Source organism: Variovorax sp. RA8 (genome assembly GCF_901827175.1).
In the GTDB taxonomy this organism is placed as follows: domain Bacteria; phylum Pseudomonadota; class Gammaproteobacteria; order Burkholderiales; family Burkholderiaceae_C; genus Variovorax.
This window is the reverse complement of sequence record NZ_LR594662.1, coordinates 1,240,589-1,253,376: the sequence shown is the minus strand read 5'-3', so window position 1 is coordinate 1,253,376 and position 12,788 is coordinate 1,240,589. Positions and strand designations below refer to the sequence as shown.

Sequence of the window (12,788 nt, the reverse complement as noted above, 5' to 3'; positions counted from 1 at the left end):
CATGAACGACAACCCCCCGGCCGCCGGCCCGGAAGCTGCCTATCGCCAGCGGCTGGGAGAGGGCGTCTTCGAAATCCAGCGCTGCGAAGCCTGCAGCAAGCACTTCTTCTATCCGCGGATGTTGTGCCGCCATTGCGGCAGCGACGCGGTGCGGTGGGTCGCACCGAGCGGCCGCGCCACCGTCTACTCCACCACCGTCGTGCGTCGCAAACCTGAGGACGGCGGCAACCACAACGTGTCCGTGGTGGAGCTGGACGAGGGCCCGCGCATGATGACGCGCGTGGAAGGCGTACCGCCCGAGCAGGTGCGCATCGGCGCGCGCGTGGCGGCGCGCATCGCGGACGAAGGCGCTGGCGCGATCCTCGTGTTCGACCTGTGTGAGGAGGGCGCATGAACGGCAGTCTTCGCGGCGTGGCCGCCATCGCCGGCGTCGGAGTGGCCGGCATCGGGGAAGCGCCGGGCTACAGCGCCCTGGAGCTACTCGGGCAGGCCGCGCATGCGGCAGTCGCGGATGCGGGATTGCGCATGAGCGATGTAGACGGCCTCTTCTGCAACACCTCGGCGCATTCGCATCCGGCGCTCTCGGTGGGCGAATACCTGGGGCTGAAGCCGTCCTACTCCGAAAGTTCCAGCATCGGTGGCTCCGCCTTCCTCGGCTACGCGCTCACCGCGGCCATGGCGTTGCAGGCCGGGCTGTGCAATGTGGCGCTGATCTGCTACGGCAGCAACCAGCGCACCGCACTGGGCAAGCTGCAGGCCAAGGGAGGCTCGCAGGACTACGAGACGCCCTACAGGCCCCTCCACCCGATCACCAGCTTCGCGCTGGCCACCGCGCGGCACATGCACGAGTTCGGCACCACGCGCGAGCAGTTGGCGTCGGTGGCGGTGGCTTCGCGCGAATGGGCGGCGCTCAATCCCGAAGCCTTCATGCGCAAGCCGATTACGGTAGACGAGGTGCTGTCCGCGCGCATGGTGAGCGACCCGCTGACGGTGCGCGACTGCTGCCTGGTGACCGACGGCGCGGGCGCGGTGGTGATGGTGCGCTCGGAGCACGCACGGGACCTGCCGCAAAAACCCGCTTACCTCCTGGGCGGCGGCATCGCGCACTGGCACATGCAGATCGACCAGCTGGAGAATTTCACGCGCACCGCGGCCACGCAGTCGGGGCCCGCCGCGTTCAGGATGGCGGGGCTGCAGCCGCCGGATGTCGACGTGCTGCAGATCTATGACGCGTTCACCATCAACGTGATCCTGGCGTTGGAAGACCTCGGCTTCTGTTCCAAGGGCGAGGGCGGCCGCTTCGTGCAGGACGGCCGCATCGCGCCCGGCGGCAGCTTGCCGGTGAACACCAACGGCGGCGGGCTGTCTTGCTGTCATCCGGGGCAGTACGGCATCTTCACGCTGATCGAAGGCGCGCGGCAGATTCGCGGGACCGCGGGTGACAGGCAGGTGGCAGATGCGGAGGTCGTGCTTTGCCACGGCAATGGCGGGCGCCTGGCCAGCCAGACGACGGCACTGCTCGGTGCTTCGCTCTGACGGCGTGGGCGCCCGGGCCTGCGGCGACCTAAAGCACCGCCGAGACGCCCAGGCGCGCGCCGATGCGCCTGGCCAGGTCCTTGAGTGCTTCCGCGGCCGGCCCGCCAAGCACTTCGGGCGTGAGGATGGCGGAGGCGCCGCCCAGGTTCAGCGCCATCACCCGCTTGCCGTCGGGCGACACCACGGGCACCCCGACCGCGTTCACCAACGGGTGCATCTTCCCCAACCCGATCACGTAGCCAGCGGCCTCGTACTGCGCAAGCGCCTCCTTGAAATTCTGGCGGTAGATGGAGAACTTCGCGGGGCGCTCGATGCGGATGTCCTCGAGCACCTGCCGCCGCTCGGGCACGGACAGTCCACACAGGTAAGCCCAACCTGCGGCGGAGTTCATCACTTCGTAGGTCGACCCCACCTGCAGGTTCAACTGCAGGATGCCTTCGCCCGAGGCACGCTGCACGATCAGCATGTCCGCGCCGAAGCGCGAGCTGAAGGATACCGAGCCGCCGAAGCGCTGTGCCAGCTCGCGCATCATCGGATAGGCGTATTCGACGACGCCGGTGTTGGCGGCAGCCGCATGCCCGAGGCGCAGCACGGCCTCGCCGATGCACAGCTTGTCCTGCGCGGTGCCGGGCACCAGAAAGCCCAGCTTCTTGAGCGTCTGGCACAGGCGCCACACAGTGGGCTGCGGAAGGCCCAGCATGCCCGCCAGATCGGTCGGGCCGAGCTCGCGCCGCTCCGCAGTGAAGCACTGCAGGATCGACAGGCCACGCGCCAGGGCGATCACGACACCGCCACGCTCCTCTTCCATGTGGGCACCTTTTGAATTAACGCTTCATTTCAGTGAATTATGACCACAGACTTCATCACCACCGCCCGCCGTGGCGCGGTGCTTGAGATCCGGCTGAACCGTCCGCAGGCGGCCAACGCGCTGAACCGGGACATGCTGGGCGCAATCCAGGCGACGCTGGCGGCCGCGCGTGAGGACGCGAACACCGGCGCCGTGCTGCTCTCCAGCCAGGGCAATGCGTTCTCCGCGGGCGTGGACCTGAAGGAGATGATCGACTCGGTGCCGCAGCGCTCGCAGCAGTTGCGCCGCGATGCGCTGTGCCAGACGCTGATGGCGCTGGCCGCCTTCCCGAAGCCCGTGGTAACTGCAGTGCAAGGGCCCGCGGTCGGTGCGGGATGCATGCTTGCCTTCCTGGCTGACGTGCTGGTCGCCAGCGACGCGGCATTGTTCTCGTTGCCGGAGGTCGCATTGGGTATGCCCACGCCGATCGCCGCGACGATCGCGCAGTGGCGCGGTGGCGCTCCGCTGGCCAGGCACATGGTGCTGGGCGGCGAAAAGTGCGCCGCGGGCGACGCACGTGTGGGCGCTGTCTCGTCAGGGCCGGGCGCTGCCCTGGATGATGTGGCCAGCAGATGCGCGACGCGGCTCGCGTCACAACCTGCAGACGCTTACGCCAGCACCAAAAGCTGGCTCGCCCAGAGCATTCTTCAGCAACTTGAACTGGCAGCTGCCGAAGCGCGTCGTCTCGCCGAAAGGAAACTCCCATGAATTCCATAGGTGCCACGGATCGCCAGATGCGCCGCTTTTCAGCGACGGCGCACGCGCTCGAGTCCGGGAATCGCATCCATGATTCGTCGCGTACGCGACTTCCAGTGGGCTGCCGCACTTGCCATCAGTCGTACTTGAGTAATAATGACAATACAACCTGCCAACAACGTCCATGCAGCGGCGACACCAGGAGACACACCCCATGAAGCCAAGCCATTCTTCGATGAAGTTAAATCGCCGCGCCGCCTTGCACATGCTTGGCCTCGCAGCCAGCGGCCTGGTGCCGATGGTGTCGAGGGCGCAGGATGCGTGGAAGCCGACGCGGCCGATCACCGTCGTGGTGCCGTTCCCGGCGGGCGGCGGCTCCGACATCGCCGGGCGGCTGCTGGCGCAGCAGCTCTCCACGCGTCTGGGCCAAGCAGTGGTAGTGGAGAACAAGGCGGGGGCCAGCGGCGCCATCGGTTCCGAGTTTGTTTATCGGGCGGCGCCCGATGGCTATACCCTGCTGCTGGGCGGACTCGACGCCCAGGGCATGTACCCTCACCTGCGCAAGGTCGGATTCGATTCTGCGCGCTTTGTCCAACTCGGTGGAACGGCCCAGATGGGCTACGCGCTGATGGGGCGCGCGGAACTGCCTGCGGACAACCTCTCTGCCTTGATCGCGCTGGCGAAGCAAAAGGAGCTGACCTATGGCAGTGGAAGCACCGGATCATCGCTACATGTTGTCATGGAGTTGTTCGCGCGTGAGGCGGGCATCAAGCTGCTGCACGTGCCCTACCAGGGTGCCGGCCCGGCGCTGCAGGCCATTGCGGGCGGCCAAGTCGACCTGATGCCGGTACCCATCGCCGTCGCGCCGCAGTATCGTTCGCGATTGAAGGCCTACGGATCGACGGCAGCGAAGCGCGTCGAGTCGATCAAGGACATTCCAACGCTGCGCGAACAAGGCCTCAACGTGGTGTGCGAATCCTGGGGTGCACTGCTCGCGCCGCCGGGTACTCCGCAGCCCATCGTGCAGACGCTGTCGGCCGCGTTGCAAGACTCCGTGGCATCGCCGGAGATGATGAAGAAGTGGGCCGAGATGGGCATGACCCCCGTCGGCCTGCCGCCGGCGCAGTTCGCTCAGTTCTACGCCGACGAGTACCGCAAGTGGGGCGAGGTGATCCGCGTCACCAACATCCGCTTGGACTAATCGACATGACCACGCATGCGAGCAGTCGCGCCTATGCGCGGACGCGCAGCGGGCAGGTGCACTACCAGGTGATGGGCGAGGGATTGCCACTGCTGTTGTTGAGCGAATCGCCCCGCACGCACCGCCAGTTTCGGCACCTTGCACCCTTGCTGGCACCGCATTTCCAGACGATTGCGGTTGACACCCCCGGCTACGGCAACTCCGACCCGCCCGCACAGCCCGTGCGCATTGAAAACGTGGCCGCCACGCTGGTGGAGTTCGTGCAGCAACTGGGGCATGAGCGCGTAAAAGTGTTCGGCGTGCACACGGGCAACAAGCTGGCCGCGGTGCTCGCAGCAGACTGGCCGCACATGGTGGACCGCGTGGTGCTCGCGGGCTATCCGCACAGCATCATCCCGGAGAACGTGGCACGCAACGCGGCCATCAAGCCGATCTTCGATCGCTTCAACCCGCAATACGCAGCGGACGCGCATGGCTCGCACCGGGTGCGGGCCTGGGCGGCGGCGCAGGCAGCACTGGGCAACCTGTGGTGGCCGCAGAAGTTGCTGGTCGGCGCCGAAGTGACCGATGCCGACATCGGCGACGCGGAAGCGCACGCGATCGACTATGTGCAGGGGTGGCGCAACACGGTCGCGATGTACGAGGCAGTCTTCGCCCTTGATCTCGCCGAGCACTTCAAGCGGATCGCGGCGCCCACCCTGGTTCTCGAATTCCGCGTTCCGCAGGAGCAGCACCTGGGTGCGCAGGCGGAACGCGTCGCCGCGTCCATGCAGGACGGCCGCGCCGCCGCCGTGGAGACGGGCTATCCACTTGCGCTGCAGGACAGCGCCGAACCGATCGCGCGCGCCTGCCTGCCCTTCTTGCTGGGCACCCCGGCCGCCTAGACATCTCCACCTCTCCGTCACACCATCATGGAAGCGCCATTCACCATCCCACGTACACCGGAAGCCTATGCATATCCGCTGCTGATAGGGCAGATCCTGAAATCGGCGCAGACCTGCAGCGCAGCACAGGAGATCGTGCACGGTGAGCGGCGCCACACCTACGCACAACTGCAGGAGCGCGTGGCCCGGCTCGGGTCGGCGCTGAAGTCGCTGGGCATCGCCGCGGGAGACACCGTGGCGGTGATGGACTGGGACACGCACCGCTACCTGGAAGCCTACTTCGCCGTGCCTATGTTGGGTGCGGTGCTCATGACGGCAAACATCCGCCTGTCGGCGGAGCAGTTGGCCTACACGCTCAACCACTCGGGCGCCAAAGCGATCCTGGTGAACGCCGAGTTCCTGCCGATGCTGGAGGCGATCCGTCCGCAGCTGCGCACGGTGGACCGCTTCGTGCTGCTGGACGACGGCGACTCGGCCGCCATTCCGTCAGGCTTCTGCGGAGAGTACGAGGAGTTGCTGGACGCGGGCGATCCGCAACACCAGTTCGCCGACTTCGACGAGAACACGCGCGCCACGATCTTTTACACCACCGGGACGACGGGCGCGCCCAAGGGGGTTTACTTCAGCCACCGGCAGATCGTGGTGTACGTGCTCGCAGTAACGGCCGCCCTGGCCAGTGGTGCAAACCATGCTCGAGTACACAGGGAAGACGTGTACATGCCGATCACGCCCATGTTTCATGTGCATGCTTGGGGCTTCCCGTACATGGCCACGATGCTGGGGCTCAAGCAGGTGTATCCAGGCCGGTACGCGCCAGAACGACTGTTGTCATTGATTCGCCGAGAGAAGGTCACCTTCTCGCACTGCGTTCCCACGGTGCTGCACATGGTCCTCTCACATCCACACACCGACGTGCAGGATCTGCGAGGCTGGAAGGTCGTCATCGGAGGCTCGGCGCTTTCGGGTGGGCTGGCCGCCCAGGCGCATGCGCGCGGTATCGACATCTTCACCGGCTATGGCATGTCCGAGACCTGCTCTGCCGTTACGGTTGGGCGCGTCGGCACGGGGGACGAAGAAAGCCTGGCCGCGCGGACCGCCGCCGGGTATCCCACACCGCTGGTGCAGTTGCGCGTCGTGGATGCGCAGATGAACGATCTTCCTCACGACGGCAGCGCTGCTGGCGAGGTCGTTGCGCGTGCGCCCTGGCTGACGCAGGGCTACTTCAACAATCCGGAAGCGTCCGCCAGCCTGTGGTCGCGCGGATGGATGCACACCGGCGACATCGGCGTATTGGACACGCGCGGCAAGCTGGTGCTAACCGATCGCATCAAGGATGTGATCAAGTCCGGCGGCGAGTGGGTCTCATCCATCCAACTGGAAGATCTCATCTCGCGCCATCCAGACGTGTCGGAAACGGCCGTGGTGGGCGTGCCGGATGCGCACTGGGGTGAGTGGCCCTGCGCCTTCGTCGTGGGCAAGGCAGGTACGGCGTTGCAGGCTGCGACGATCCGTGAACATCTTGCATCCTTTGCGCACCGCGGAGAGATCTCCCGCTTTGCGATTCCCGAGCGCATTGAGTTCGTCGAAACGTTGCCCAAGACCAGCGTTGGCAAATTGGACAAGAAGCGCATTCGCGAGCAACTGGCTAGCGAGTGAACAGCGCCATGAGCAGCTTCGGCGAGCAGTTCACATTGCCCTGCGTATTGATGCGCGGCGGTACAAGCAAGGCAGTGTTCTTCCACGAGTCCGCACTACCACCGTCCGGCGCCGCACGCGACGAATTGCTGATGCGCGTGATGGGCGCGGGCGATCCGTTGCAGATCGATGGACTGGGCGGCTCGCGCCTGTCCACGTCCAAGGTAGCAATCATCGCGCCGTCGCGTCGCGACGACGCCGATGTGGACTACACCTTTGTGCAGGTCGATGTGGAGCAGCGTCAGGTATTCCACGACGGGAACTGCGGAAATATTTCCGCTGCGGTCGGCCCCTATGCCGTCGACGAAGGCTTGGTGCACGCGAAGGAGCCGTTCACCGCGGTGCGCATCCACAACGTGAACACCGGCGCGCTGATGGTGGCACGCGTGCCCGTGTCGCGCGGACGCGCACGGGTGCTCGGCGACTGCGCCATTGCGGGAGTCCCGGGCACGGCGGCCGAGATCCTGATGAACTACGCCGGGGCGATCGGTTCCCGCACTGGCCACCTGCTGCCTACGGGAAATGCGCGCGACCTCGTGGTGCTGGAGGACGGCCGCCGCATCGAGGTGTCGTTCTGCGATGCGGGCAATCCCTGCGTGTTCGTGCGCGCCACGGACGTGGGGCTCACTGGCCATGAGGCGCCGCTCGCGATCAACGCCGCACCCCAGCAAGATCTGATGCGGGAAATCCGCGGCAAATGCGGCGTCCGCCTCGGCTTCTGGAGCGACTGGCGTGCGGCGGATCTGCCTGCGATGCCAATGCTCGTGCTCGTGTCCGCACCGGCGAATGCGCAAGACTGCGACGTCATGACGCGGCTGCTCTACGCGAATGTCTGCCATCCCAGCATTGCCGCCACGGGCGCGATCTGCGTGGCGGCGGCTGCGAGCATCCCCGGCAGCGTGGTGCACGCGGCCTGTTCGCAGGCCAGCCGCGGTGTCGTGCGCATCGGCCATTCCACGGGCGTGACCTCCGTGCGCGTGCAGCTGTCCGCTGCGAGCCAGGTCCTGCCGCAGTTCGAGGTGCTGGGCTTCGCCCGCACCGCGCGCCGGCTGATGGCGGGAGCGGTCTTTCTACCCATCGACAAGGAGGCACTCTCATGAACCAACCCGCTCCGTTCGACAAGCGCCAGCTGCGCGACGCGCTGGGCGCCTTCGCTACCGGGGTCACCATCGTGACCACTCGCGATCGCACCGGCGCGGCTCACGGCCTGACCGCCAACTCCTTCAGCTCGGTCTCGCTTGAGCCGCCGCTGGTGCTGTGGAGCCAATCGCACACTTCGCGCAGCCATGCGGTGTTTCAGGACAGCGATCACTTCGCGATCAACATCCTTGCCGAGGGCCAGGTCGCACTGTCGAACCTGTTCGCGAAGTCGGCGGTGGACGACAAGTTTGCCGGGCTGGACCACGACAGCGGCGTCGGCGGCGTGCCCGTGCTGAAGGGAACCGCCGCGCACCTCGAGTGCGTGAAGATCGCGATGTATCCGGGCGGGGACCACACCGTCTATCTCGGCCGCGTGGAGCGCATCGGACGGTCCGGCCTGCGGCCGCTCGTGTTCGAGGGCGGGCGCTATGCGGTCGCGTACGCACACGATGTCGGGCCGCTGGAAGTGCGCACGGGCGCGCTTGCATCGCCCTCCACGGCCCTGATGCGGCGCGTCGAAGATGCGCTGCCGGGCCTGGCCGCGCGCATTGGCGACCATACCCTTTGCCTCGCCGTCTGGGGCAATCGCGGCCCGACGGCGATTCACTGGGAACCATCGGCGAGGCCGGTCAGTTCGGCGCTGCGCCCGGGCCTGGTGATGAACGTGACCGCGTCGGCATCGGGCCGCGCCTTTGCTGCATTCCTTCCCGGGGACGCGACCCAGGCTTTCGTGGACGAGGACTTGCGCCTGTTCCGCACGGCAGGGCAGGACGCCGCTGCGCAACGGCAGGCGTTCGATGCCGAGATGGCGATGACGCGCGATAAAGGCCTTGCACGAGCAGCCGGCCTCTGGCCCGCGGAGCTGCTTCACGGCGTAGCGACCAACGCGTTCAGCGTACCCATCAGGGACGACGCGGGCCGCATGGTGCTGGCCCTTACCGTCGTGTCGCCCGCGGACCGCCTCGCGGACGACTTGGATGGGGCGGTCCCGCGCGCCTTGAAAGAGGCGGGACAGGCCTTCTCGGACTGGAAAGGTGCCGCATGCAAGTGATGACCCAGCCCCCAGGAACCCAGACAGAGCAGATCGCACGCTTCGCCCTGGGGTTGCAGCTGTGTGCGCTCCCACCCAAGGTGCTGGCCCTCGCGAAGCGGCACCTGCTCGACACACTGGGCATCGCGGTCGCATCCACCGGCTTCGACTTCGGCAAAGTCACCCTGGACGCGGTGCAGCCGATGGGCCACGGCGAGGACGCCTCTGCCATCGGCTCGGGACTGAGGCTGCCCGCGCCTTCGGCAGCGCTGCTGAATGCCACACTGGCGCACGGGCTGGACTACGACGACACACACATCGGCGGCGTCTACCATGCGAGCGCCGCAGCGATGGGGGCCGCCTTCGCCGCAGGACAGGCCAGCGGCGCGAACGGGTCTCAGGTGCTGGTGGCCTATGTTGCGGCAATGGAGGTTGGATGCCGCATCGCGATCGCAGGTGCGGGCGAGTTGACGCGGCGCGGCTTCCATCCCACCGCGGTGTGTGGCGCTTACGCAGCCACAGTCGCCGCGGGCATGCTCTATGGCCTCGATGAGAGGGCCTTGGTGCATGCCCTCGGGCTCGCCGGCAGCATGTCCGCAGGCATGCTGGAGATGGGCGACTCTTGGCTCAAGCGCCTCCACCCGGGATGGGCTGCCCATGCGGGCGTAACCGCCGCCTTGTTCGGCCGCGCGGGCTTCGTCGGGCCCACCACCAGCATGGATGGTACGCGCGGCTTCTACGCAACTCACGTCGGTCGCATGCCGCAGCCCGAGGAAATGCCTGCCTTCGCACTGGGCGGGCGCTGGCGCGTGTTAGACATCGCACTCAAGCCCTACCCCTGTTGCCACATCATCCACGCTTTCGTCGACGCAGCACTGGAACTGCGCGAGCAGTTCGATGTCGGTGACGTAGAGCGAATCGAATGCCCGCTGGTACTGGACTGGCACAAATTGATCGCCGAGCCGCGTGCGGAGTGCGTGCAGCCGACAACACCCTATCGCGCGCTCTTCAGCATGCAGTACGTAGTGGCGCTCGCGCTGTTGCGCGGCCGGGTCGAACTAGCTGATTTCTACGACCGTCCGTTGCAGGCGCCCGACATCCTCGCTTTGGCGAACAAGGTGTGGTGCATCGACGACCCGCTCAGCGACTATCCCGCGCATTTTCCGGGCGAGTTGGTGATTCACCTGCGCGACGGCCGCGTACTGCGCTGCCGCAAGCCCGTAAGTCTGGGAACGCCGGAGAGCCCGCTGTCGCAGTCGGCGCTGCAATCGAAGTACCTATCGAACGCAACCCGCGTCATCCATGCCGATGCCGCGCAGCAGCTGCAGGAACTGGTGATGCGCATCGAGACCCTGGACAGCCTGACCCCCATGCTCGCGCTGAGCGTCGCATCCACTATCAAGGAGCACTGAATGCTGCAACTTCTCGCCAATGCCTTCTACTGTGGCTCGCCAGGGCAATCCTGGGCGGGCCTCTGGTCGCATCCCGATTCCAAGGCGACGGAATACAACACGCCTAGCTTCTGGACGGAACTCGCGCAGACCTGCGAGCGCGGCTTGCTCGATGGAATCTTCCTCGCGGACGGGTTGGGCGTCTCCGACGTGTACGAAGGCAAGCCGGACGCCATGCTGCGTGCGGGCAGCTTCGTGCCACTGCTGGATCCCATGCTGTTGCTGCCCCCGATGGCACACGCGACGCGCAACCTCTCCTTCGGCGTCACCGGCAATACCAGCTACGAAACGCCCTACCTGCTGGCCCGCCGCCTCTCAACGCTGGACCATCTCACGCAGGGCCGCGTGGCTTGGAACGTGGTCTCGGGCGTCCTGGAAGCGACGGCTCGCGGGGTGGGCGTGCAGAACCAAGTGGCGCATGACGAGCGCTATGCGGTGGCCGACGAGTTTGTCGAGTTGATGTACAAGCTGTGGGAAGGTAGTTGGGAGGACGGCGCTGCGGTACGTGACAAGGCCAGCCGCACCTTCGTGGACCCAGCCCGCGTGCATGCCATACACCATACCGGCAAGTATTTCCGCTGCGATGCGGTGCACATGTCCGAGCCCTCGATACAGCGCACTCCGCTCATGTTCTCAGCTGGCGCATCGGCTGCGGGCCTGGATTTCGTGGGCAAGCATGCGGAATGTGCATTCATCGCCTACGGCAGCCAGGATTTCGCGCGCAAGCAGGTCCGGCAGATTCGCGACAAGGCAGTAGCGTACGGCCGCGCGCCAGATGACGTAAAAGTGTTCGTGCCCGCCACCATCATTGTCGCGCCCACGGATGCGCAGGCGCGCGAGCTGCAGCGGGAGTACGAGAATCATACGGACGGACCGGGCAATCTGGCCACACGCTCACAGTTGATTGGCATCGACCTGGCCAAGTACAGCCTCGACGATCCGGTGCCCTCGGTGCAGAAGACGAATGCCAGCCAGGCGGCCGCTGCAGCACTCACCACTGGCGCACAGAAGCCATTGAGCATCCGCGACCTGATGGGCTTCGGAGAAGGTCGAGACCTCTTCCTGATCGGCTCGCCGTCCACGGTGGCGGACAAGCTAGTCGCCTGGGCGGAGGATACCGGCGTGGACGGCCTCAACCTGATCCGCACCGTGGAACCCAAGGGCCTGCAGGCCTTCTGCGATCTGCTGGTGCCCGAGTTGCAAAACCGCGGTGCCTTCAAAGCGGAGTATGCGCCCGGCAGCCTGCGCGAAAAGCTCTTCCCAGGGACGGGCGGCCGTGTGAAGTCCACGCATCCGGCGGCGCGCTACCGAAGGGGAAGTGCGCGATGAGGGCAATGCGTATAGAGCGTTATGGCGGGCCCGAGGTAGCGTCCATCGTCGATGCACCCATGCCCGTGGCCGGCCCCGGCATGGTGCTCGTGCGGGTGGCTGCCTCAGGCATCAACTTCATGGACATTGGCACGCGCCAGGGCCGCTACGAAAGCTCGCGCACGTACCAGGTGTCGCTGCCCTGCACTCTGGGCATGGAAGGCGCCGGCGAGGTGGTGGAGGTTGGCGCCGGCGTTACGCGTGTCCGCCCCGGCGACCGCGTGGCCTGGTGCCTGTCCTGGGGCAGCTATGCGGAGTTCGCGGCCGTGCCCGAGAATCTGGTGGCCCGCCTGCCTGACGGCATCGCCTTCCAACAGGCGGCCGCAGCCATGTTCCAGGGAGCGACCGCGCACTACTTGGTACATGACGTCGCGCGCCTTAAGGACGGCGACACCTGCCTGGTGCATGCCGCCTCAGGCAGCATTGGCCAGATCATCACTCAGATGGGCCGCAATCGCGGCGCGCGCGTTTTTGCCACGGCGAGCACCGAGCAGAAGCGCGCCGTGGTGGCCAGCCGCGGGGCCGACGCGGTGTGGGGCTACGAGGATTTCGACCAGCGCGTGCGCGATGCAACTGACGGCGTGGGCGTCGATGTGGTGTTCGACTCTGTGGGCCTCACCACGCTGCGTTCAAGCATGCGTTGCACGCGCCGCCGTGGGCTGGTGATCAACTATGGCTCCGTGTCCGGGCCGGTGACCGACCTTGACCCGCTGGAGTTGGGCGAAAGCGGTTCGCTGTTTCTCACCCGCCCTCGCCTAGGGGATCACATGACCACAGCCGATGAGGTGCAGATGCGCGCCGACGCCATCTTCGGTGGAATCCTGAATGGCTGGCTGCGCATCGATATCGCCGGTACCTATGCGTTGGAGTCTGTGCATGAGGCACTAGATGCGCTGGAGTCGCGCCGGATGATCGGTAAACCTGTCCTTTTACTTTGACA

12 protein-coding genes are annotated in these 12,788 nt (G+C 66.3%); 11 read left to right on the top strand and 1 reads right to left on the bottom strand.

Annotation, left to right across the window (positions count from 1 at the left end):
- The first annotated feature begins 1 nt into the window (after position 1).
- Together E5P3_RS05950 and E5P3_RS05945 are read left to right on the top strand one after the other, a co-directional pair.
- Positions 2–394, top strand: coding sequence for a Zn-ribbon domain-containing OB-fold protein (locus E5P3_RS05950; RefSeq protein WP_162585138.1), 393 nt, complete (start codon positions 2–4; stop codon positions 392–394).
- Positions 391–1,536 (top strand): acetyl-CoA acetyltransferase, encoded by a 1,146-nt coding sequence (locus E5P3_RS05945; RefSeq protein WP_162585137.1) that lies wholly within the window; start codon positions 391–393, stop codon positions 1,534–1,536. The genes E5P3_RS05950 and E5P3_RS05945 overlap by 4 nt, the downstream gene beginning before the upstream one ends.
- A 28-nt stretch (positions 1,537–1,564) precedes the next feature.
- On the opposite strand, the gene E5P3_RS05940 is transcribed toward E5P3_RS05945, so the two are convergent.
- Positions 1,565–2,344 (bottom strand): IclR family transcriptional regulator, encoded by a 780-nt coding sequence (locus E5P3_RS05940; protein WP_162585136.1) that lies wholly within the window; start codon positions 2,342–2,344, stop codon positions 1,565–1,567.
- Positions 2,345–2,383: 39 nt separating this feature from the next.
- Between E5P3_RS05940 and E5P3_RS05935 the strand changes: the two genes are divergently transcribed.
- From E5P3_RS05935 to E5P3_RS05895, 9 genes are all read left to right on the top strand, one after another.
- Positions 2,384–3,091, top strand: a complete 708-nt coding sequence (locus E5P3_RS05935) for an enoyl-CoA hydratase/isomerase family protein (RefSeq protein ID WP_162585135.1) — start codon at positions 2,384–2,386, stop codon at positions 3,089–3,091.
- Positions 3,092–3,293: 202 nt separating this feature from the next.
- Positions 3,294–4,280: a Bug family tripartite tricarboxylate transporter substrate binding protein gene (locus E5P3_RS05930; RefSeq protein ID WP_162585134.1), complete on the top strand. Its 987-nt coding sequence runs from the start codon at positions 3,294–3,296 to the stop codon at positions 4,278–4,280.
- Positions 4,281–4,285: 5 nt separating this feature from the next.
- Complete coding sequence (locus tag E5P3_RS05925) at positions 4,286–5,164, top strand: alpha/beta fold hydrolase (RefSeq protein WP_162585133.1); 879 nt, start codon at positions 4,286–4,288, stop codon at positions 5,162–5,164.
- A 27-nt stretch (positions 5,165–5,191) separates the two neighbouring features.
- Positions 5,192–6,820, top strand: coding sequence for a fatty acid--CoA ligase (locus tag E5P3_RS05920; protein WP_162585132.1), 1,629 nt, complete (start codon positions 5,192–5,194; stop codon positions 6,818–6,820).
- A gap of 8 nt (positions 6,821–6,828) precedes the next feature.
- Positions 6,829–7,959 carry a 2-methylaconitate cis-trans isomerase PrpF family protein gene (locus E5P3_RS05915; protein ID WP_162585131.1) on the top strand — a complete coding sequence of 377 codons (1,131 nt, stop codon included), beginning with the start codon at positions 6,829–6,831 and terminating at the stop codon, positions 7,957–7,959.
- On the top strand, positions 7,956–9,050 hold the full coding sequence (locus E5P3_RS05910) for a flavin reductase (protein WP_162585130.1): 1,095 nt from the start codon (positions 7,956–7,958) through the stop codon (positions 9,048–9,050). Before E5P3_RS05915 ends, E5P3_RS05910 begins: the two co-directional genes overlap by 4 nt.
- Entirely contained in the window at positions 9,041–10,441 is a 1,401-nt protein-coding gene (locus E5P3_RS05905; RefSeq protein ID WP_162585129.1) for an MmgE/PrpD family protein, read from the top strand. Before E5P3_RS05910 ends, E5P3_RS05905 begins: the two co-directional genes overlap by 10 nt.
- On the top strand, positions 10,442–11,809 hold the full coding sequence (locus tag E5P3_RS05900) for an NtaA/DmoA family FMN-dependent monooxygenase (protein WP_162585128.1): 1,368 nt from the start codon (positions 10,442–10,444) through the stop codon (positions 11,807–11,809).
- Complete coding sequence (locus E5P3_RS05895; RefSeq protein WP_162585127.1) at positions 11,806–12,786, top strand: quinone oxidoreductase family protein; 981 nt, start codon at positions 11,806–11,808, stop codon at positions 12,784–12,786. Before E5P3_RS05900 ends, E5P3_RS05895 begins: the two co-directional genes overlap by 4 nt.
- Positions 12,787–12,788 lie beyond the last annotated feature (2 nt).

Excerpts from the sequence above, each read along its gene's own strand:
- E5P3_RS05925 (WP_162585133.1), top strand. The coding sequence starts at position 4,286 with ATGACCACGCATGCGAGCAGTCGCGCCTATGCGCGGACGCGCAGCGGG.
- E5P3_RS05910 (WP_162585130.1), top strand. The coding sequence starts at position 7,956 with ATGAACCAACCCGCTCCGTTCGACAAGCGCCAGCTGCGCGACGCGCTG.
- E5P3_RS05940 (WP_162585136.1), bottom strand. The coding sequence starts at position 2,344 with ATGGAAGAGGAGCGTGGCGGTGTCGTGATCGCCCTGGCGCGTGGCCTG.
- E5P3_RS05920 (WP_162585132.1), top strand. The coding sequence starts at position 5,192 with ATGGAAGCGCCATTCACCATCCCACGTACACCGGAAGCCTATGCATAT.
- E5P3_RS05905 (WP_162585129.1), top strand. The coding sequence starts at position 9,041 with ATGCAAGTGATGACCCAGCCCCCAGGAACCCAGACAGAGCAGATCGCA.
- E5P3_RS05945 (WP_162585137.1), top strand. The coding sequence starts at position 391 with ATGAACGGCAGTCTTCGCGGCGTGGCCGCCATCGCCGGCGTCGGAGTG.
- E5P3_RS05950 (WP_162585138.1), top strand. The coding sequence starts at position 2 with ATGAACGACAACCCCCCGGCCGCCGGCCCGGAAGCTGCCTATCGCCAG.
- E5P3_RS05935 (WP_162585135.1), top strand. The coding sequence starts at position 2,384 with ATGACCACAGACTTCATCACCACCGCCCGCCGTGGCGCGGTGCTTGAG.
- E5P3_RS05900 (WP_162585128.1), top strand. The coding sequence starts at position 10,442 with ATGCTGCAACTTCTCGCCAATGCCTTCTACTGTGGCTCGCCAGGGCAA.
- E5P3_RS05930 (WP_162585134.1), top strand. The coding sequence starts at position 3,294 with ATGAAGCCAAGCCATTCTTCGATGAAGTTAAATCGCCGCGCCGCCTTG.
- E5P3_RS05895 (WP_162585127.1), top strand. The coding sequence starts at position 11,806 with ATGAGGGCAATGCGTATAGAGCGTTATGGCGGGCCCGAGGTAGCGTCC.
- E5P3_RS05915 (WP_162585131.1), top strand. The coding sequence starts at position 6,829 with ATGAGCAGCTTCGGCGAGCAGTTCACATTGCCCTGCGTATTGATGCGC.